Source organism: Lentzea sp. NPDC003310 (assembly GCF_040610935.1).
Classification (GTDB): Bacteria; Actinomycetota; Actinomycetes; order Mycobacteriales; family Pseudonocardiaceae; genus Lentzea.
Window position 1 is genome coordinate 380,815 of the sequence record NZ_JBEXNC010000008.1, and the last position, 18,878, is coordinate 399,692.

General features: G+C 69.6%; 17 protein-coding genes. 9 read left to right on the plus strand and 8 right to left on the minus strand.

Annotated features, from left to right (window positions below):
- Positions 1–33: 33 nt before the first annotated feature.
- From ABZX02_RS18975 to ABZX02_RS18985, 3 genes are read right to left on the minus strand one after another with little or no spacing between them, the layout of a single operon-like run.
- Entirely contained in the window at positions 34–1,062 is a 1,029-nt protein-coding gene (locus tag ABZX02_RS18975; protein ID WP_355299790.1) for a hypothetical protein, read from the minus strand.
- Between the two features lie 45 nt (positions 1,063–1,107).
- Positions 1,108–1,467: a hypothetical protein gene (locus ABZX02_RS18980; RefSeq protein ID WP_355299791.1), complete on the minus strand. Its 360-nt coding sequence runs from the start codon at positions 1,465–1,467 to the stop codon at positions 1,108–1,110.
- A gap of 46 nt (positions 1,468–1,513) precedes the next feature.
- Positions 1,514–2,287 (minus strand): TetR/AcrR family transcriptional regulator, encoded by a 774-nt coding sequence (locus ABZX02_RS18985; RefSeq protein ID WP_355299793.1) that lies wholly within the window; start codon positions 2,285–2,287, stop codon positions 1,514–1,516.
- Between the two features lie 80 nt (positions 2,288–2,367).
- Here ABZX02_RS18985 and ABZX02_RS18990 point away from each other — a divergent pair, with 80 nt between their 5' ends.
- Complete coding sequence (locus ABZX02_RS18990) at positions 2,368–4,626, plus strand: excinuclease ABC subunit UvrA (protein WP_355299795.1); 2,259 nt, start codon at positions 2,368–2,370, stop codon at positions 4,624–4,626.
- On the plus strand, positions 4,623–5,405 hold the full coding sequence (locus ABZX02_RS18995) for a siderophore-interacting protein (protein WP_355299797.1): 783 nt from the start codon (positions 4,623–4,625) through the stop codon (positions 5,403–5,405). The genes ABZX02_RS18990 and ABZX02_RS18995 overlap by 4 nt, the downstream gene beginning before the upstream one ends.
- Here the strand turns inward: ABZX02_RS18995 and ABZX02_RS19000 are convergent.
- A complete protein-coding gene (locus tag ABZX02_RS19000; RefSeq protein WP_355299799.1) occupies positions 5,395–6,351 on the minus strand; it encodes a methyltransferase in 957 nt (318 codons plus the stop codon). The two genes, ABZX02_RS18995 and ABZX02_RS19000, sit on opposite strands and share 11 nt — an antisense overlap.
- Before the next feature lie 158 nt (positions 6,352–6,509).
- Here ABZX02_RS19000 and ABZX02_RS19005 point away from each other — a divergent pair, with 158 nt between their 5' ends.
- Genes ABZX02_RS19005 through ABZX02_RS19025 form a run of 5 tightly spaced genes read left to right on the plus strand, consistent with a single transcriptional unit; the run spans position 6,510 to position 12,817 of the window.
- Positions 6,510–7,427 carry an ABC transporter permease gene (locus tag ABZX02_RS19005; protein ID WP_355299801.1) on the plus strand — a complete coding sequence of 306 codons (918 nt, stop codon included), beginning with the start codon at positions 6,510–6,512 and terminating at the stop codon, positions 7,425–7,427.
- Positions 7,424–8,410, plus strand: coding sequence for an ABC transporter permease (locus tag ABZX02_RS19010; protein WP_355299802.1), 987 nt, complete (start codon positions 7,424–7,426; stop codon positions 8,408–8,410). Before ABZX02_RS19005 ends, ABZX02_RS19010 begins: the two co-directional genes overlap by 4 nt.
- 14 nt (positions 8,411–8,424) lie before the next feature.
- Positions 8,425–10,092, plus strand: a complete 1,668-nt coding sequence (locus tag ABZX02_RS19015) for an ABC transporter substrate-binding protein (protein ID WP_355299804.1) — start codon at positions 8,425–8,427, stop codon at positions 10,090–10,092.
- Positions 10,089–11,618: an ABC transporter ATP-binding protein gene (locus ABZX02_RS19020; protein WP_355299806.1), complete on the plus strand. Its 1,530-nt coding sequence runs from the start codon at positions 10,089–10,091 to the stop codon at positions 11,616–11,618. Before ABZX02_RS19015 ends, ABZX02_RS19020 begins: the two co-directional genes overlap by 4 nt.
- Positions 11,615–12,817, plus strand: coding sequence for a D-arabinono-1,4-lactone oxidase (locus ABZX02_RS19025; RefSeq protein ID WP_355299808.1), 1,203 nt, complete (start codon positions 11,615–11,617; stop codon positions 12,815–12,817). Before ABZX02_RS19020 ends, ABZX02_RS19025 begins: the two co-directional genes overlap by 4 nt.
- On the opposite strand, the gene ABZX02_RS19030 is transcribed toward ABZX02_RS19025, so the two are convergent.
- Positions 12,790–13,362 carry a hypothetical protein gene (locus ABZX02_RS19030; RefSeq protein ID WP_355299810.1) on the minus strand — a complete coding sequence of 191 codons (573 nt, stop codon included), beginning with the start codon at positions 13,360–13,362 and terminating at the stop codon, positions 12,790–12,792. The genes ABZX02_RS19025 and ABZX02_RS19030 overlap by 28 nt on opposite strands.
- A complete protein-coding gene (locus tag ABZX02_RS19035; protein WP_355299812.1) occupies positions 13,355–13,852 on the minus strand; it encodes a helix-turn-helix domain-containing protein in 498 nt (165 codons plus the stop codon). The genes ABZX02_RS19030 and ABZX02_RS19035 overlap by 8 nt, the downstream gene beginning before the upstream one ends.
- Positions 13,853–13,958: 106 nt before the next feature.
- On the opposite strand from ABZX02_RS19035, the gene ABZX02_RS19040 reads away from it, so the two are divergent.
- Positions 13,959–16,088, plus strand: a complete 2,130-nt coding sequence (locus ABZX02_RS19040) for an RICIN domain-containing protein (protein WP_355299814.1) — start codon at positions 13,959–13,961, stop codon at positions 16,086–16,088.
- Positions 16,089–16,146: 58 nt separating this feature from the next.
- Here ABZX02_RS19040 and ABZX02_RS19045 read toward each other — a convergent pair whose 3' ends face one another.
- Positions 16,147–16,473, minus strand: a complete 327-nt coding sequence (locus ABZX02_RS19045; protein WP_355299816.1) for a DUF6204 family protein — start codon at positions 16,471–16,473, stop codon at positions 16,147–16,149.
- A 70-nt stretch (positions 16,474–16,543) separates the two neighbouring features.
- Here ABZX02_RS19045 and ABZX02_RS19050 point away from each other — a divergent pair, with 70 nt between their 5' ends.
- Positions 16,544–17,185: a transcriptional regulator gene (locus ABZX02_RS19050; protein WP_355299818.1), complete on the plus strand. Its 642-nt coding sequence runs from the start codon at positions 16,544–16,546 to the stop codon at positions 17,183–17,185.
- A gap of 111 nt (positions 17,186–17,296) precedes the next feature.
- Here ABZX02_RS19050 and ABZX02_RS19055 read toward each other — a convergent pair whose 3' ends face one another.
- Entirely contained in the window at positions 17,297–18,793 is a 1,497-nt protein-coding gene (locus tag ABZX02_RS19055; protein WP_355299819.1) for a cellulose binding domain-containing protein, read from the minus strand.
- Positions 18,794–18,878 lie beyond the last annotated feature (85 nt).

An 18,878-nucleotide genomic window follows, 5' to 3' on the forward strand; every position in this document is an offset into this window, starting at 1 on the left:
GGGGGAGGCGTCCCCCCAAAGTCTCGTCGAGGGTTAACCGATCGGTTGATGCGTCACGACGCCGACGCCCGGATAGCCCTTTCCGACGATCGGGTTGCTCCGCCCGATGAGGTACTGCCGGAAGAACGCCGGGATGTAGGTGGTGGCGACCCTCCGCTGCTGTTCGGGGGTCAGCGAAGCAGCCGGGCAGGTGCTGTCGTCGTCGTAGGACCACTCGGTGTTGAAGTAGTTGTGGTTGGCGTTCTTCGGCGTGACGGCGTGGATGGGGACGACGTTGCGGCCCTTGGCGTTCTCGATGAACGTGGTGCCGCTGACCGCGCCGTCGCAGCTGCCGGTCATGACGGCGAACGGGATCCGGGTGATCCGGTAGTCGAGGTTCTCCGGTGCCTCCGGGTCGGGCGCGTAGTAGTCGGCGGGGGCCAGGGGCAGCACGGCCCTGATCCGCACACCCGCCGGGAGTTCGCCGACGTGCTTGTCGGAGGCCTGGTAGACGGCGCCGCGACCACCGCGCGAATGACCGAGCGTGCCGACGTTGGTGAGGTCGACGTGCCCGCGGAACCCGGGCAGCTTCAACGGTCCCCTGCCGTCGTCGAGATCGCGCCACAGCTCCAGGTGTTTGCTCATCACCGCGGCCCGCGCGACGTCCGCGATCTCGCCCATCTCCCCCGCGTTGACGCCGTTCACGCTCACCGACACGACCACGAAACCCTGCCGCGCCAACTCCTCGGCGAGGTAGTCGTACCCCCGGTGGCTCGGGAACGCGTCCCCTGCCGGACACGGCCAGACCCACTGCTCACCCCGGCACGGTTGCCAGTACCCGTGCGCGAGCAGCACCAGCGGGCGCTTGCCGACGAGCGTGCGCGGCGCGTGCACGACCGCGGTGAGCTCGAGGTCCGCGACGGGACCTCCCGGCTCGCTGTGAAAGCCGGGCACCTGGAATGCCCGATCACCGAGCGAGTACTCGACCTTCCTGATACCGGAGTGGTGGTCGGCTGCGGAACTGGTCGGGGCGGCCAGCACCATCGCGATCGCGACGGCGGCCGCTGCTCTTCCGATTGCCATGTGGTGATCCCATCGGGAACTTGTGGGCGTCCTGTGAGGACGCCGTCACGGTTGTGCCACAACGACGTGGCCCGCGAACCCGCCGAAGCGCTCGGCCAGCGGCCCGGTGCCCGACGTCAGCTCACGCCACAGCGCGCGGTGCCGGTCGATCGACGACCCGTCCACCAGCACCACCACGGCACCCCGGCTCGCCAGTGCCCGTGCGCCGGGGTCGCGGGTGATCACCAGGGGCCGCGCGCCGGTGAGGGTGCGCGGCGAGTGCACGACCGCGGCCAGATCACCGACCTGGTACGTCATCGTGGTGGTCGCGGGGCGGTAGTCGTCCTGCGAGGGAGCGGCCGCGGTGCTCGGCGCCGTCAGCACCAGGGCGCACGCCACGGCAACAAGGACTCTGCCGAAAACCATGGTCACGATCTCATCGAGTTCGTGTGCGCTGGACGTCCGGACTATGTCACGGTTTTGCTACAGCGCCCTCCACGCCGTCGAGCAACACCTTCAGTCCGCCGCGGAAGTTCTCCACCGCATCGTTCTCCAGGTACGGCAACTCCGGATCGATCGGTTCACGATCGTTCTCCAGCAGGTGCAGCATCGGGAACTTCTTCGCCAGGTCCGGTTCGACCTCCACCAGCACGGCCGACCGCGCGTACCACCACTCCTCGTCGGCCTCCCCGGTCGCCCCGCCCGCCGCACGCGCCTCGGCCACGGTCTGGGCGGCCCCGCGCACGAAGTACGTGAGGGCGCCGACGATGCCGCGCAGGTCCCGGCCGGGCAGGCCGGTGGACACCAGGACCGCGGCGAGCGCCTCGATCGACGCGAACTCGTGCGGGCCGAGCACCGGACGGGCCTGCGAGACCTGCAGCATCCACGGGTGGCGGCTGTAGAACTCCCACATGTCCCGCGCCCAGCGCTCGGTCGCGGCGCGCCAGCCGTCGTCGAGGGGGTAGGAGCCGGGCAGCTCGGCCATCGCGCGGTCGTACATGAGGTCGACCAGCTCGTTCTTGCCCGGCACGTACGTGTAGAGCGCCATGGCCGTGCGCCCGAGCCGCTCCCCCACCGCGCGCATCGAGAACGCCATGCCCTGCTCGTCGGCGACCTCGATGGCCGCGTCGACGATCGCGTCCACGCTCAGTCCGGGCTTCGGTCCCGGGCGGTGCTCGGCGGCGGACTTCCGCCAGAGCAGCTCGATGGACCGGCGCGGATCGCCCTGACCTGCGTAGACGACCACAGTTGCAACTCCTTACAACGTAAAGTAACCTCGCTGGTCCCGTACTTTACGGCATAAAGAATCATTTGGGGGAAGCAGCTGTGAACGCTGTCGCCGACAGCCATGACGTGATCCAGGTCCGCGGGGCCAGGGAGAACAACCTCGCGGACGTCTCGCTCGACGTCCCCAAGCGCCGCCTGACCGTCTTCACCGGCGTGTCCGGCTCCGGCAAGTCCTCGCTGGTCTTCGGCACGATCGCGGCCGAGTCCCAGCGCATGATCAACGAGACCTACACGGCGTTCCTGCAGTCCTTCATGCCGTCCATCGGCCGGCCCGACGTGGACGCGCTGCACAACCTGAGCGCGGCGATCATCGTCGACCAGGAGCGGATGGGCGCGAACTCCCGGTCCACCGTCGGCACCGCCACCGACGCGCACACCATGCTGCGGATCGTGTTCAGCCGCCTCGGCGAGCCGCACGTCGGCACGTCCGGCGCGTTCAGCTTCAACCTGCCCGAGGGCATGTGCCCGGCCTGCGAGGGCCTGGGCAAGGTCACCACCATCGACGTGGACGCCATCGTCGACCGCACGAAGTCGTTGAACGACGGCGCGATCGACGCCCCGAACTACGGCGTGGGCACCTGGTACTGGCAGGTCCTCGCGAACTCCGGCCTCTACCCCGCCGACCAGCCGATCAACACGTTCACCGAGCAGCAACTGCACGACTTCCTCCACAAGCCGACCACCAAGCTGAACATCGGCGGCAGCAACATCACCTACGACGGCCTGATCACCAAGCTGCAGCGCACGGTCCTGTCCAAGGACCGCGACTCGATGCAGCCGCACATCAAGGCGTTCGTCGACAAGGCCGTCACCTTCGCCCCCTGCCCGGACTGCCGGGGCGCCCGCATCAACCAGGCCGCGCTCGGTTCCAAGATCCGCGGCGTGAACATCGCGGACTGCTGCGCGATGCAGATCAGCGACCTCGCGAAGTTCGTCCACGAGATCGACGACCCGTCCGTCGCACCGCTGCTCGCCACGCTGCGCGGAACGCTCGACTCGCTGGTGGAGATCGGCCTCGGCTACCTCTCCCTCGACCGCGAGTCCGGCACGCTCTCCGGCGGCGAGTCGCAGCGCGTGAAGATGGTGCGGCACTTGGGTTCCTCGCTCACCGACATCACCTACGTCTTCGACGAACCGACCGTCGGCCTGCACCCGCACGACATCCGGCGGATGAACGACCTGCTGCTGCGGTTGCGGGACAAGGGCAACACCGTCCTCGTCGTCGAGCACAAGCCGGAGACCATCGAGATCGCCGACCACGTCGTCGACCTCGGGCCCGGCGCGGGCGTGCACGGCGGCCACCTGTGCTACTCCGGCGACGTGGCCGGCCTGCGCACCTCCGGCACGCTGACCGGCCGCCACCTCGACCACCGGGCCAAGCTGAGGTCGGAGTTCCGCTCCCCCAAGGGTTTCCTGACGATCAGCGGAGCCCGCACCAACAACCTCAAGGACGTCTCGGTCGACCTGCCGCTCGGCGTGCTGACCGTCGTCACCGGCGTCGCGGGCTCCGGCAAGTCGTCGCTGGTCCGCGGCTCGCTGCGCAACCGGCCCGGCGTCGTCACGGTCGACCAGTCGCCGATCCGCGGCTCGCGCCGGTCCAACCCCGCCACCTACACCGGCCTGCTCGACTCGGTCCGCACCGCGTTCGCCAAGGCCAACGGCGTCAAGGCGGCGTTGTTCAGCGCGAACTCCGAAGGCGCCTGTGAGAACTGCAAGGGCATCGGGCTCGTCTACACCGACCTCGCCATGATGGCCGGTGTCGCCACGGTCTGCGAGAAGTGCGAGGGCAAGCGCTTCACCCCCGAGGTGCTGCGCTACACGTTGCGGGGCAAGAACATCAGCGAGGTGCTCGGCATGTCCGTCGCCGAGGCCCGCGACTTCTTCCCGTCCGGCCAGGCCCGCGCGGTGCTCGGCCGCCTGCACGACGTCGGCCTGTCGTACCTGTCCCTCGGCCAGCCGCTCACCACGTTGTCCGGCGGGGAACGCCAGCGGCTCAAGCTCGCGATCCACATGGCCGAGAAGGCCTCGACGTACGTGCTGGACGAGCCGACGTCCGGCCTGCACCTCGCCGACGTCGACCAGTTGCTCGGCCTGCTCGACCAGCTGATCGACTCGGGCAACACGGTCATCGTCATCGAGCACCACCTCGCCGTGATGGCGCACGCCGACTGGATCGTCGACATGGGTCCCGGCGCGGGCCACGACGGCGGCCAGGTCGTGTTCTCCGGCACCCCCGGCGATCTGGTGTCCACTTCGGACACCCTGACCGCCCGGCACCTCAAGGAGTACCTGTCATGAGCCTGCTGACGGTGACCTCGGTCCAGCCGCTCACCCCGCGGATGACCCGCCTGACGTTCGATGGCCCCGGACTCGACGCCATCGGGACGTGGCCGGACCAGCAGCTCAAACTGCTGTTCCCCAAGCCGGGCCGCGCAGCGCACGTCTCGGACTCCCCGGACGTCGGCACCTGGTACCAGGCGTACCTGGCCATGCCCGAGGACGAACGGCCGTGGATGCGCAGCTTCACGGTCCGGTCACTGACAGGCGGCGTGCTCACGATCGACTTCGTGCTGCACGGCGACGACGGCCCGGCATCGAGTTGGGCGGCCCGCGCCCGCGTCGGCGACGTGATCGGCAGGTTCGGGCCGTCACCCGAGTACGCCGTGCCTCTCGGGAAAGCCGACCTGCTGGTGTTCGCGGGCGACGAGACCGCACTGCCCGCGATCGCGTCGCTGCTCGAACTGCTGCCGGACGCTCAGCGGCGGCTCGTGTTCGTCGAGATCGCGGACCCGGCGGAGGAACAGGACGTCCCCGGCGTGCGGTGGGTGCACCGCAGTGCCGGGGAGGACCTGGTCTCCACCGTGACGGCGGCGGAGGTCGAACCGTCGACCTGGGTGTGGCTCGGCGGCGAGGCCTCTGCGGTTCGTGCGCTGCGCAGGCACTTCGTCGGTCTGGGAGTGTCCAAGAAGGACATCGAGTTCGCCGGCTACTGGCGGCGCGCCCTCACCCAGGACGACGCGCCGACCACCGACGACCTCGCCGAGGCGCAGGAACGGATCGCCGCGCTCAGCGAGTGAACTCGAGCAGGCTGCGCCCGTTCACCGGGGTCACCGACTCCAGCACGAGCCCGTGCCGCGCGGCCATCCGCTCGAGGTCGTGGAGCCCTCGGTCCCGCCCGCCGAAGTGGGCGAGCATGACGAGGTCGAACTCCGTGCTCTCCCCGAGGGACTCCACGACCAGCACCTTCGTCCCGTGCGCAGCGCACCGCGCCAGGATCTCGTGCGCCTTCTCGTCGTCCCAGTTGTGCAGGACGTCGACCAGCAGGTAAGCGTCTCCGGCGGGCAGCGGGTCGAAGAAGCTTCCACCGGTCACCTCGGCCTCCAGCCCCAGCTCGCGGAACATCTCCGCCGCTCCCGCGACCGTGTCCGGCAGGTCGACCAGGTGACCGCGCGTCCCGGGACTGGACTGGAGGATCGCGGCGAGCGTGCGGCCGTTCCCGCCGCCGACGTCGACGAGCGTGCCGAACCGCGACCAGTCCGCCGCCGCCACCAGCCGAGGGATCCACGCGGCCATGCGGTGGTTCATCTGCCGATCGAACGCGGCCCGCAGGTGCGGGTGTGCGGCCAGGTCGGCCCAGAAGCCCTGGCCGTAGCGGACCTCGTAGGCGGACTCGCCGGTGCGGACGCTGTGCAGCAGGTCGACGAACGCCAGGTCGGCGCGACCGGCCGGTGAGTCCTGGTGGAGGAAGCCGTGCAGGCCGTTGCCGGCATCGGCGCGGAGGAGGGCGCCGAAGTCGGTGGTGCGGTAGCCGGCGTCTGTTCGTTCGATCACGCCGAGGGCCGTCAGGTGGGCCAGGAGCAGGTCGAGCGCGAGCGGATCGACCTCCAGTCCGGGGGCGAGTTCGTGAGCGGTGGCAGGCCGGTCGCGCAGGCGGTCCGGAAGCCCCAGGGTCACGGCCACCCTCAGCGCCATCGGCGTGACCAGCCCGGACATCTGTCGCAGCTTCTGTATCTCAGCGTCCACGTATACCCACCCTGCCACCATCGGCAATTGAATTTCGGTCGACACTGAAGCCATAGTGTTAACAGGTTCTCAGCCAGTGGACGTGGACGACTCACTCACTCGATCGGCTTACTGTCACGCCCCGACAGATCAACTAGCCCCAGAAGCAGGTCACTCCGTTGTCCACTCCCGTCGTCGCGCGGTCGGTGCCCGCCGCGATCAGAGCGGTGCTCGCCCGCGACCGCTGGGCGCTCACCGGCACGATCACCGTCGTGGTGATCGGGCTGGTCGCGATCTTCGCGGACGTCCTCACCGCCATCGAGGGCCACGACCCGTACACCTACGACGCGACCGCGCTCGACCCGGACACCGGGCTGCCGGCCGGGTCGTTCGGCGGGGTGAGCGCCGAGCACTGGTTCGGCGTCGAGCCGCTGACCGGCCGCGACCTGTTCGCGATCATCGTGCACGGCGCGCGGACGTCGTTCCTGATCGGGCTCGCGGCCACCCTGGTGTCGATCGCGCTCGGCGTGCTGATCGGCGCGGCCGCGGGCTACCTCGGCGGCTGGATCGACCGGGTCGTCGTGTGGGGCGCGGACGTGTTCCTGGGCTTCCCGTACCTGGTGTTCATGATCGCGCTGGGCGCGGTCGTGCCGGCCGAGTTCCCGCGGGCGCTGCTGCTGATCGTGGTGATCGGCTTCTTCGGCTGGCCGTCGACCGCGCGGATCGTGCGGGCGCAGGTGCTCACGTTGAAGGAGCGCAACTTCGTGAAGGCGGCCCGCGTGCTGGGCGCGTCGCCGTGGCAGGTCTTCCGCACCGAGCTGCTGCCGAACCTGTGGGGTCCGGTGCTGGTCATGGCAACGTTGTCAGTGCCCGGCAAGATCGGGTTGGAGGCCGCGCTGTCGTTCCTCGGCGTCGGGGTGCTGCCGCCCACGCCGAGCTGGGGCCGGTCGATCAGCGCCGCCATCGACTGGGTGCGGGTCGACCCGATGTACCTGATCTTCCCCGGCCTCGCGCTGTTCGCCGTCACGTGGGGATTCAACGCGCTGGGCGACGGGCTGCGCGACGCGCTCGACCCGAGGTCGGTGACGAAGCGGTGAAGTACGCCCTCGCCCGGCTCGGCGGCATGGTGCTCGTGCTGCTGATCGTCGCCTTCTGCACGTTCGTCGTGTTCTACCTGGTGCCGTCGGACCCGGCCCTGCTGGCGTGCGGCAAGCCGTGCACGCCGGAGAACCTCGCACTGGCGCGGGAGTTCATGGGCTTCGACGAACCGTGGTGGCAGCAGTTCCTCACGTTCCTCGGCGGGATCTTCACCGGGCGCACGTTCGGCACCGGCGCGACCGCGATCCACTGCGCGGCACCGTGCTTCGGCTACTCGTTCCGGCAGAACACCGACGTGCTGGAACTGATCGGCGACCGGCTGCCGGTGACGTTCTCGCTCGCGATCGGCGCCGCGGTGCTGTGGGTCGGCGCCGGCGTCGCGATCGGCGTGGTCGCCGCGCTGCGCAAGGACTCCTGGTTCGACCGGGTCGCGCTGGCCGGGTCGGTGATCGGCGTGTCCGCGCCGGTGTACCTGGTGGGGCTGCTCGGCATCCTCGTGCTCGGCTTCCAGCTCAACGTGGTCCCGGTCGGCAACTACACCGCGTTCGCCGACGACCCGGTGCGCTGGGCGTGGGGCCTGGTGCTGCCGTGGTGCGTGCTGGCGTTCGCGCACGGCGCCCACTACGTCAAGCTCACCCGCTCGCAGATGCTCGAGACGATGAGCGAGGACTTCATCCGCACCGCCCGTGCGAAGGGCGTGCCGGAGCGGACCGTCGTCGGGAAACACGCGCTGCGCAACGTGTTGCTGCCCGTCGTCACGCTGACCGGCATCGAGTTCGGCTCGCTGCTCGGCGGCGCCGTCATCACCGAACGGGTGTTCAGCCTGCCGGGTCTCGGCGGCCTGCTGATCGAGGCCGTGCACAACCGCGACCTGCCGACGCTGCTCGGCTGCACCCTGTTCGCCGGTTTTCTCGTAGTCGTCGCCAACGCCGTCGTCGACCTGTCCTACGGCGTGCTCGATCCGCGAGCACGACTCACCTGAGGGAGGAAAGTCCGTTGTCCAGCAAGAGACTTCTCGCGCTCGTGCTCGTCGGTGCCCTGGGGGCGGCCGCGTGCGGCGCGAACGACCAGCCCTCCGGTGACCCCGCCGCGAAACCCGGCAAGGGCGGCACGCTGCGCATCCTGTCCGAGTCGCGCACGATCAACTTCGACCCGGCCAAGTCGCAGAGCCTCGCGATCACCTCGCTCGGCCTCGTGCACCGCAGGCTGACCGGCTGGCAGAACGCCGTCGGGCAGCCCGCGAAGGTCGTGCCGGACCTCTCCGACACCGGCAAGACCACCGACGGCGGCAAGACCTGGACGTTCGTGCTGCAGGACGGCCTGAAGTTCAGCGACGGCACGCCGATCACCTCCGCGGACGTGAAGTGGGGCGTCGAGCGCTCGTTCGCACCGGCGTTCGGCGGCGGTCTCGGCTACCACAAGGACCTGCTCGGCGGCGGTGACTACAAGGGACCGTTCGAGGGCAAGGAGCTCGACTCCATCGAGACCCCGGACGCCAAGACGATCACCTTCAAGCTGACCCGCCCGTACGGCGACTGGCCGTGGATCGCCTCGACGCCCGCGTTCGCGCCGGTGCCGAAGGGCAAGGGCGCCGAGCCCGACTACCAGGAACACGCCATCGCGTCGGGTCCCTACCAGATCCAGACCTACACCAAGGGCGTCGAGGTCAAGCTCTCGCGCAACCCGAACTGGGACGGCTCCAAGGACCAGGTCCGCGCGGGCCTGCCGGACGAGGTCGTGTTCCAGCTGGGCCAGGACGCCTCCGTGGTCTCGCAGCGCCTCGCCGCGGACTCCGGTGACGACAGGTTCGCGTTCGGCGCGTCCTTCGCCTCCCCCGCCCAGCTCGCGCAGCTGCAGGCCAACCCGTCCGCGAAGTCCCGCGTGGTGACGTCGAAGTCGGGCGCGGTCGCCTACCTCGCGCTCAACACGCAGAAGGCGCCGCTGAACAACGTCAAGGTGCGCCAGGCGTTCCAGTACGCGGTGAACAAGTCCGCGTACCAGATCGCCTCGGCGGGCACGGCCGCACTGGCCGGCGACGCCGCCACGACGTTGATCACGCAGGGCATCGAGGGCCGCGAGCAGTTCGACCTCTACCCGAGCAAGCCCGAGGGCGACCCGGACAAGGCCAAGGCGCTGCTCGCCGAGGCCGGCTTCCCGAACGGCCTCGAGGGCCTGTCGCTGGTGCTGAACAAGTCCAACAACCAGACCGAGAAGGCCGAGGCGATCCAGGCCGCGCTGGCGCGGGCGAACATCAAGGTCACCCTGCGGACGCTGGAGGCGGACGCGTTCGAGACCGAGACGAACCTCGCGGAGAACCCGACCTACGACCTCACCCTGTCGTCGTGGCAGCCGGACTTCCCCAGCGCCAACGCGAACATTCAGCCGCTGTTCGCGACCTCGGAGATCGGCAAGGGCGGCTACAACATCTCGCGGTACTCGAACCCCGAGGTGGACAAGCTGATCGAGGAGGCGCAGACCACGGTCGACGCCGTCGAGGCCGGCAAGAAGTGGGCCGCCATCGACAAGCGGATCCTGCAGGACTCTCCGGTCGTGCCGCTGATCTACACCCGCAACTCGTTCATCCACGGCTCCAAGGTCGGCAACTTCTACATCGCCGACTTTCCCGCCTACCCGAACTACCTCCAGGCGGGTATCTCCCAGTGAGTGCGCTGCTGTCCGTCGAGGAGGTCTCGGTGGACTTCGGTTCCTCCCCGGTCGTCAGCGAGGTCTCGTTCTCGCTGACGACCGGGGAGGTCCTCGCCGTGGTCGGCGAGTCGGGCTCGGGCAAGACCGTGACCGCGATGTCGTTGCTGGGGCTGCTGCCCCCGACCGCTTCGGTGTCGGGACGGGCCGTGCTGAACGGCCGCGACCTGTACTCGTTGTCCCCGGCCGAGCTGCGGGAGGTGCGGGGGAACGAGGTCGGCATGGTGTTCCAGGAACCCATGAGCGCCCTCAACCCCGTGTTCACCATCGGCAGCCAGATCGTCGAGGCCGTGCGGGTGCACCGTGCGGTCTCACGGGCCGAGGCACGCGCACGGGCCGTGGAACTGCTCGAACTCGTGGGGCTGCCGCCGGAGCGGTTCAAGGCCTATCCGCACGAGATGTCCGGCGGGCAGCTGCAGCGCGTGGTGATCGCGATGGCGGTGGCGAACGAGCCGTCGCTGCTCGTCGCGGACGAGCCCACCACCGCCCTGGACGTGACCGTGCAGGCCGAGATCCTCGGGCTGCTGCGGGACCTGCGCGACCGGCTCGGCGTCGCGATCCTGCTCATCACGCACGACATGGGCGTGGTGGCGGACCTCGCGGACCGGGTGGTCGTCATGAACGCCGGACGGGTCGTCGAGACCGGGCCGGTGCGGCAGGTGTTCCGGACGCCGGCGGAGGAGTACACGCGGACGTTGCTCGACTCGGTCCTGCGGCTGGAGTCGCGCGAGCTGGTCGCACGGCAGGCCGAGGAGCCCGTCCTGGAGCTCGCGGACGTGTCCGTCACCTACGGCAGGCTGCGCGCCGTCGACGGCGTCTCGTTCACCATCGGCCGCGGCGAGACCCTCGGCCTGGTCGGCGAGTCCGGCTCCGGCAAGTCGTCGCTGGCGGGCGCCGTCACCGGTCTCACCCGCTACACCGGCCGGCTCACGATCGCGGGCCGGGAGGTCTCCGAGCTGCGCAAGGCCGACCGGGGCCGGATCGGGCTGGTGTTCCAGGACCCGCTGTCGTCGCTGAACCCCCGTGCCACGATCGCGAGGTCGATCGCCCAGCCGCTGCTGCTGCACACCCCGTTGCGCGGCGCCGAGCTGGCCGCGAAGGTCGACGAGCTGCTCGACGCCGTGCGGCTCGGGCCGGCCCTGCGCGACCGGTACCCGCACGAGCTGTCCGGCGGGCAGCGGCAGCGGGTCGGCATCGCGCGGGCCATCGCGCTCGGCCCCGACCTGCTGATCGCCGACGAACCGACGTCCGCGCTGGACGTCACGGTGCAGGCGCGGGTGCTCGACCTGTTCCGCGAGCTGCAGCGCGAGCTGCGGTTCGCGTGCCTGTTCATCAGCCACGACCTGGCCGTCGTGCAGCACCTCGCGGACCGGGTCGCCGTGCTGCACCGGGGCCGCGTCGTCGAGGAGGGCACGGAGGTGTTCGCCGCGCCACGGGATCCCTACACACGACGTTTGCTGGCGTCGGCGCTTACCGTGTCCGTATGAGCACCAACTGGGCGGGCAACGTCACGTTCAGCGCGGCCCAGGCCGTCAGCCCGGCGTCGGCCGACGACCTGCGGGCGGTCGTGCGGGGTTCCTCGGCCGTGCACGTGGTCGGGACGGGACACTCGTTCAGCACGATCGCCGACACGACCGGCACGCTGGTGTCGCTCGCGGACATGCCCGAGGTGTTCGAGGTGTCCGGCCACACCGTCCGGGTGAGCGCGGGCATGACGCTCGCGACGCTGGCGGTCCGGCTGGAGGCGGTGGGCCTCGCGCTGCACACGCTGCCGTCGTTGCCGCACATCACGGTGGCCGGGGCGATCACCACGGCGACCCACGGCTCCGGGGCGCGCTCGCTGGCGGGGGCCGTGCGCTCGGTCGAGGTGATGCGCGGGGACGGGTCGGTCGTCGAGCTGACCTCCGCGGGCGCGGCCGTGTCGCTGGGCGGCCTCGGCGTCGTCCTCACGGTCACGCTCGACGTGGTGCCGACGTTCCAGGTGGCGCAGACGGTCTACGAGGACGTCGCGTGGACGACGCTGCTGGTCCGGTTCGAGCAGATCTTCGACGGCGCGTACAGCGTGAGCGCGTTCATCGACTGGCAGGGCGGCGCGACGCTGTGGGCGAAGCACCGCGTGGGCGACGAGGAGTTCGCGTTCCCCGGCCGTCGCGCGTCCGAGCCCGCCCACCCGGTGCCCGGCCAGCCCGCCTCCCGCTGCACGGTGCAGGACGGCGTGCCCGGCCCGTGGCACGAACGGCTGCCGCACTTCCGGGCCGAGTTCACGCCGTCGGTCGGCGAGGAGCTGCAGACCGAGTACTTCGTGCCCCGCACCCGTGCCGTGACGGCATTGCGGGCGCTGGCCGAGATGTCCACGGTGATCTCCCCGCTGGTGCAGGCCTGCGAGATCCGCACGGTCAACGGCGAACCGCAGTGGCTCAGCCCCGCCCACGACCGCGACAGCGTCGCGATCCACTTCACCTGGGTGCCGAACACCCCGGCCGTGCTCGCGCTGCTGCCGCGGATGGAGGAGGCGATCGCGCCGCGGCCGCACTGGGGCAAGCTCTTCACCGTGCCGCCGGCGCTGCTCGCCGCGCGCTACCCGCAGTGGGACGCCTTCCGGTCGTTGCTGCGCGAGCACGACCCGAAAGGCGTCTTCCGCAACGAGTTCCTGACCCGCTACTTCGGGTCGGCCGGTCCCTTCTGACGCACGGCCTCCAGCTCGGCGTCGGAGAACCCGTACGTCGTCACGACGGTCATCTTCGCGCTCGTGACGACGAGGCCCGGGCCGAACTCCTCGACCACGACGCCGCGCTGGTTCTCGCTCTCGAAGAACGGCTTGCCGCTCACGCCCAGGTCGACCTCGGACGGCCAGAACAGCGTCCGGCGCTGCTCGCCGGGGTGGTGCTCGTGCGCGAACTTGAGCTGGTGCAGGAACGTGATCCAGCCCTCGGTGATGTCGTCGTAGTAGTCGTCCCACTCGGGTGAGGTGCCCTTGGGCGCGCGGGTCAGCACCACGCGCGTGCCCTCCGGGACGGGGCTGAGCGCGAACGTGTCGTGGCCTTGGACGATCAGCGTGGTGCCGTCCTCCTCGGCGTTGCGGAAGTAGATCTCGTCGATCTCGGCGTCGAGCTCGGGCAGGTCCCACCCGTGCCAGTGCCGCAGCCTCTCCTTGTCCCGGAACGACTGCCACACCTCGTCGACCGGCGCGGCCACGGTGATCTCGATCCGGACGCCCTCGTGGTCACTCATCTGCTACTCCGGGATGGCCCATCGCGACCACCCGGTACGGGCGGCCTGTCTCGGTGTCGTACTTCAGCGCGATCTGCCGCACCGCTTCGGCCAGGTCGCTCGTAAACTCGTGGACGTCGCCGGGCGCGCCGAAGCGGACCGTCGTCTCCACCGTGAACGTGAGCAAGCGCTTTCCCGCGTCGGCGGCGGCCGCCGACATCCGCTCGACCTCGCGCGCGGTGTCCCCCGCGACCGACACGAGGTGCGTGGCGGCGAACTGGTCCTGGACGTCCGCCGCGATCTCCCGGCCGGGCCGCGCGCGCAGCACGCGTTCGACGCAGCCGCGCCGCTGCCGTTCCTCGACGAGCTCGATCAGCCCGGCCTGTTCCAGCGCCCTGACGTGGTAGTTCACCCGCTGCCGGGGCAGGTCCAGGGCGGCCGCGAGCTGCGTCGCCGAGGCGGGCGACTTCAGCAGCTCCAGCAGCGACAGGCGCAACGGCGACAGCTCCACGCCTAGCACAGTCTCATTTGACAAAATCATTTGTCAATACCGGAACGGGACCGGAAACGGTTAGGTTCGTTGACGGTTGCAACAAACCACCCCCACCCTGTGACCCGTGAGAACCCCCCTGCTGGTGGCAGCGTTGGCAGCAGCGGCGATCGTTCCCGTGTGGACGGTCGCGGCGCAGGCCGACGTGGTGCCCGGAACCGCTTATCAAGTGACGAACGTCGGCAGCGGAAAGTGCGTGGAGTCGCTGGGAACGGCGAACGGCTCGCAGCTCCGCCAACAAGGTTGCTCCGGTCAGACGTGGACCTTCACGCCCACGAGCGACGGCTACTTCACCGTCGGCCAGGGCCAGGTCTGGGACGTCTCGAACGTCTCGACCGCGGACAACGCGGCCGTCCACATGTGGCAGTCGTTCACCGCGAACAACCAGCAATGGCGCCCGGAACAGGTCGGCACGGACACCTACCGGTTCGTGAACCGCCACAGCGCCAAGTGCCTCGACGTGCCCGGCGCGTCGACCGGTGACGTGCAGCTGGTCCAGTACACCTGCAACGGGACCAACGCGCAGAACTTCCGCCTCTCCGGCGGCACGCAGCAGCCGGGCAACCCGGACTTCGGCCCGAACGTCGTGATCTTCGACCCGTCGATGCCCGCCGCCACGATCCAGGCGCGGCTCAACGACATCTTCCGCCAGCAGGAAGAGGGTCAGTACGACGCGCGCCGGTACGCGATCATGTTCAAGCCCGGCAACTACAACGTCGACGTCAACATCGGCTTCTTCACCCAGGTCCTCGGCCTGGGGCAGCTGCCGGACGGCGTGACGATCAACGGCCAGGTGCACGTCGAGGCCGACTGGTTCCAGGGCAACGCGACGCACAACTTCTGGCGCGGCGCGGAGAACCTGGCGATCCGGCCGCCGAGCGGCACCAACACGTGGGCCGTCTCGCAGGCCTCGGCCATGCGCCGCACCAAGACCTACGGCAACATGCAGCTCGACGACGGCGGCTGGTCGTCCGGCGGCTTCCTCGCCGACTCCGTGGTGACGGGCCAGGTCCGCTCCGGTTCGCAGCAGCAGTGGCTGTCGCGCAACACCGAGTGGGGCTCGTGGACCGGTGAGAACTGGAACATGGTGTTCGTCGGCGCGCGCAACGCACCGCAGACCTCGTTCCCCGAACCGCCCTACACCAACGTCGCGCAGACCCCGGTCATCCGCGAGAAGCCGTTCCTGAACGTCGACTCCGCGGGCGCCTACAACGTGTTCGTGCCGGCGCTGCGCTCCAACACCTCGGGCACCACCTGGGCGTCGGGCACCCAGCAGGGCACGAACATCCCGCTGTCGCAGTTCTACATCGCGAAGCCGGGCACCTCGGCCGCCACGATGAACGCGCAGCTCGCGGCCGGCAAGCACCTGCTGCTCACGCCGGGCATCCACCAGGTCTCCGAGCCGATCCGCGTCACCCGTCCCGACACGGTGGTGATGGGCCTGGGTCTTGCGACCGTCATGCCCACCAACGGGAACATGGCGCTGGACGTGGCCGATGTGGACGGTGTGAAGATCGCGGGCCTGCTGCTCGACGCGGCCCCGACCAACTCGCCGCTGCTGATGCAGATGGGCCAGCCGGGCAGCAACGCGAACCACAGCGCCAACCCGTCGTCGCTGCACGACCTGTACGTGCGCATCGGCGGTTCGGCGGTGGGCCGTGCCACGACCTCGTTGGTGGTCAACAGCCACAACGTGATCGGCGACCACCTCTGGCTGTGGCGGGGTGACCACTCGATCGGCGTGGGCTGGGACCTCAACACGGCGGACACGGGCCTGATCGTCAACGGCAACAACGTGACGATGTACGGCCTCTTCGTCGAGCACTACCAGAAGTACCAGACCATCTGGAACGGCCAGGGCGGCCGGACGTACTTCTACCAGAACGAGATGCCGTACGAGGTGCCCAACCAGGCGGCGTGGATGAACGGCTCGACGCGCGGCTACGCGGCCTACAAGGTCTCGAACAACGTCACGACGCACGAGGCGTGGGGCCTGGGCAGCTACGCGTTCATGAACGCGAACCCGTCCGTGGTGGCCGACCGGGCGTTCGAGGTGCCGAACACCCCCGGCGTGAAGTTCCACAGCATGGTGACCGTGTCGCTGGGCGGCAAGGGAACCATCCAGCGGATCATCAACAACTCGGGTGGCACGGCCACCGCCGGGTCGACCGAGGCCTACCTCGCGAACTACCCGTGATGACGCGCTGACCCGACCACGGCCCCGCTCTCCCCCGGAGTGCGGGGCCGTGTCGCGTTCAGCCCAGCCGCCGGGGCCGGTTGATCTTCATCTCGTCCATGTCGGTGACCTTGGCCTTGAGCCCGCGGAAGTCGACGCCCAGGTCGTCGAGCGCCGTGCTCGCCCGGCGCAGGCCGGCCTCGTCCGGCTTGTCCCCGGCCGTGAGGATCACGCGGTAGCTGAAGAAGTCGAGCTTCTCGTCGTAGGTCAGCGCGCCCTCTTCGCTGAAGCCCGCGTCGCGCAGGAAGTCGAAGCCCCGGAGGCGGTCGAGCAGCGACGTGCGCTGCTCGGAGGTGAGGTCGGCGAAGCGTCCGCGGACGAGGACCCGGTAGGTGTGTTCAGCCACGAGCGAAGATGGTCCCCGATCGCCCGCGGCCCTGGCCAACCATTTCCGGGGTGCGGAAGAATCAAGATCCATGAACGCCAAAGACCTGGTCACGCGCATCCGGACCGAACTGCACCCCGGCGAGCACGACAACCTCGTGGTCAAGCTGGTCGAAACCGGGCAAGCCCCCCGCGCCGTGATCGCCACGTTCGCCGCCGAGGAGAACCACATCGTCTCCTCCGACTGGCGAACATTCCTGACGCTGGCCGCCAAGGCCGATGAGCCGAACGCGCGGGCGTTCTTCACCCTCCTCGCGGGCGGTGAGGAACTGGTGCTGCCGATGCTCCAGCCGCTGGCCGAGGCCGCCGGCATGACGGCGAAGGACTTCCAGTCCTACGAACCGTTCCCCGGCGCGCAGGCCTACCCGGCCTACCAGGCGTGGATGGCGCTCAACGGCGAGCCGACGGACGTGATCCTCGCGATCCTGGCCAACTTCACCGCGTGGGGCGGGTACTGCGCGCGCATGGCCAAGGGGCTGCGCGAGCACTACGGGTTCAGCGACGAGGCGTGCGCGTTCGTCGACTTCTTCGCCACGCCCGCACCGCAGCTCGAGGAGCGCGCGGTCGCGGCGATCCAGGCCGCGCTCGACCGGGGCTGGCAGCCGAAGCACGCGTGGCGCTACGGCCGCCTGCTGCAGGCCTACGAACTGCAGTTCTGGTCCACGATCGCCTGACGAGCGAGGGGGCGGCCCGGAAGCCGCCCCCTCGGGGTCATCGGGGCAGCGGTGCTCGCGGCCGCCTCTCGGGGTCATAGGGCCAGTGGTGCGCCCGCCGCCCCACTCAGCTCACCGAGGCAGATATGCCCGGTGAGCCTTGGAGAACTCGTAGTTGTTGTACTTGTCCCAGTTGATCGACCAGGTCATCAGGCCGCGCAGGTTCGGGTACACACCGCGGGGCTTGTAGCTGCCGCAGCGCGTGCCCTTGGTGAGGCAGTCCAGCGCGGTCTGCACGTCCGCGACGGACGTGAAGCCGTTGCCCGCGTACATCGCGGCGGGCAGGCCGATCGCCACCTGCTCCTGGCGCAGGCCCGCGAAGAACTTCGTCGCGTCGCCGCGCACCGGGAACCCGGCGAGCACCATGTCGGTCATCGCGACGTGGAAGTCCGCGCCGCCCATGTTGTGGTACTGGTTGTCCAGGCCCATGACGGGCCCGGAGTTGTAGTCCTGCACGTGCAGCAACGTCAGGTCGTTGCGCATGGCCTCGATCACCGGCAGGTACGCGCCGGTGCGCGAGTCGCCGCCACCGGCCCCGCCGTAGAACTGGTAGCCGACCTGCACGAAGAAGGTCTCGGGGGCCATCGTCAGGACGAAGTCGGCCCCGTAGCGCGCCTTCAGCGACCGCAGCGCCGAGATCAGGTTCACGACCACGGGCGTGGTCGGGTTCTTGAAGTCGGTGTCGCCGGCGTTCAGCGACAGCGAGTGGCCCTCGAAGTCGACGTCGAGGCCGTTCAGACCGTACTTGTCGATGATGGCCGACACCGAGCGCACGAACGCGTCGCGCGCCGCGGTGGTCTCCAGCCGGACCTGGCCGTTCTGGCCGCCGATGGAGATGTTGACCTTCTTGCCCTTCTGCTGCTGGGCGCGGATGCCGGCGATGAACTCGGCCTCGGACTCGACGTTCGGGCACTCCGCGACCGGGCACTGGGCGAACCGCAGGTCACCGCTCGTCGCGCTGGTGGGCTCGGCGAACGACAGGTTGATGACGTCCCACTCGTCCGGCACGTCCTTCATGCGGATGTAGCCGGAGCCGTTGGCGAAGCTCGCGTGCAGGTAACCGACGAGCACCTTGCGCGGCAGCTGGCCCGTGGGCGGCTGCCCCGTCGTGGTGGTCGTCGTCGTGGTCGTGGTCGTGGTTGTCGTCGTGGTGGTGGTCGTGGACGACGTCGTCGGACCCGTGCCACCCGTGCACGCGGCACCGTTGATCGTGCAGTTCGCCGGGTCGGCGGTGCCGGCGGCGTTGAAGCCGAACGTCACGCTCGCGCCGGGGGCGACGGAGCCGTTGTACTCCCGGTTGACGAACGTGTGGTGGTTGCCGCTCTTGGTGAGCAGCGAGTCCCAGTACGCGCCGACGGTGGTCGAGGCCGGGTAGTCGAACTCGACCTTCCAGGAGCTGATCGCCGCGCTGGTCTCGTTCTTGATCGTCACCGTCGCGGTGTAGCCGGTCGACCAGCCGTTCTTGGAGAACGTCGCCGTGACTCCGGCGGCGTTGGCAGGGGCGAGGCTCACGATCACGGTGCCGAGCACCAGTGCGGCCACCGCGGATATTCGAGCGAACAACTGCATGGGTTCCATCCCTCACGCGTTGGCGGCCGGCAGGGGGTCACCCCGAATTGGACTAGACCATCTATCGCGAAGTCAAGGTCCTAGA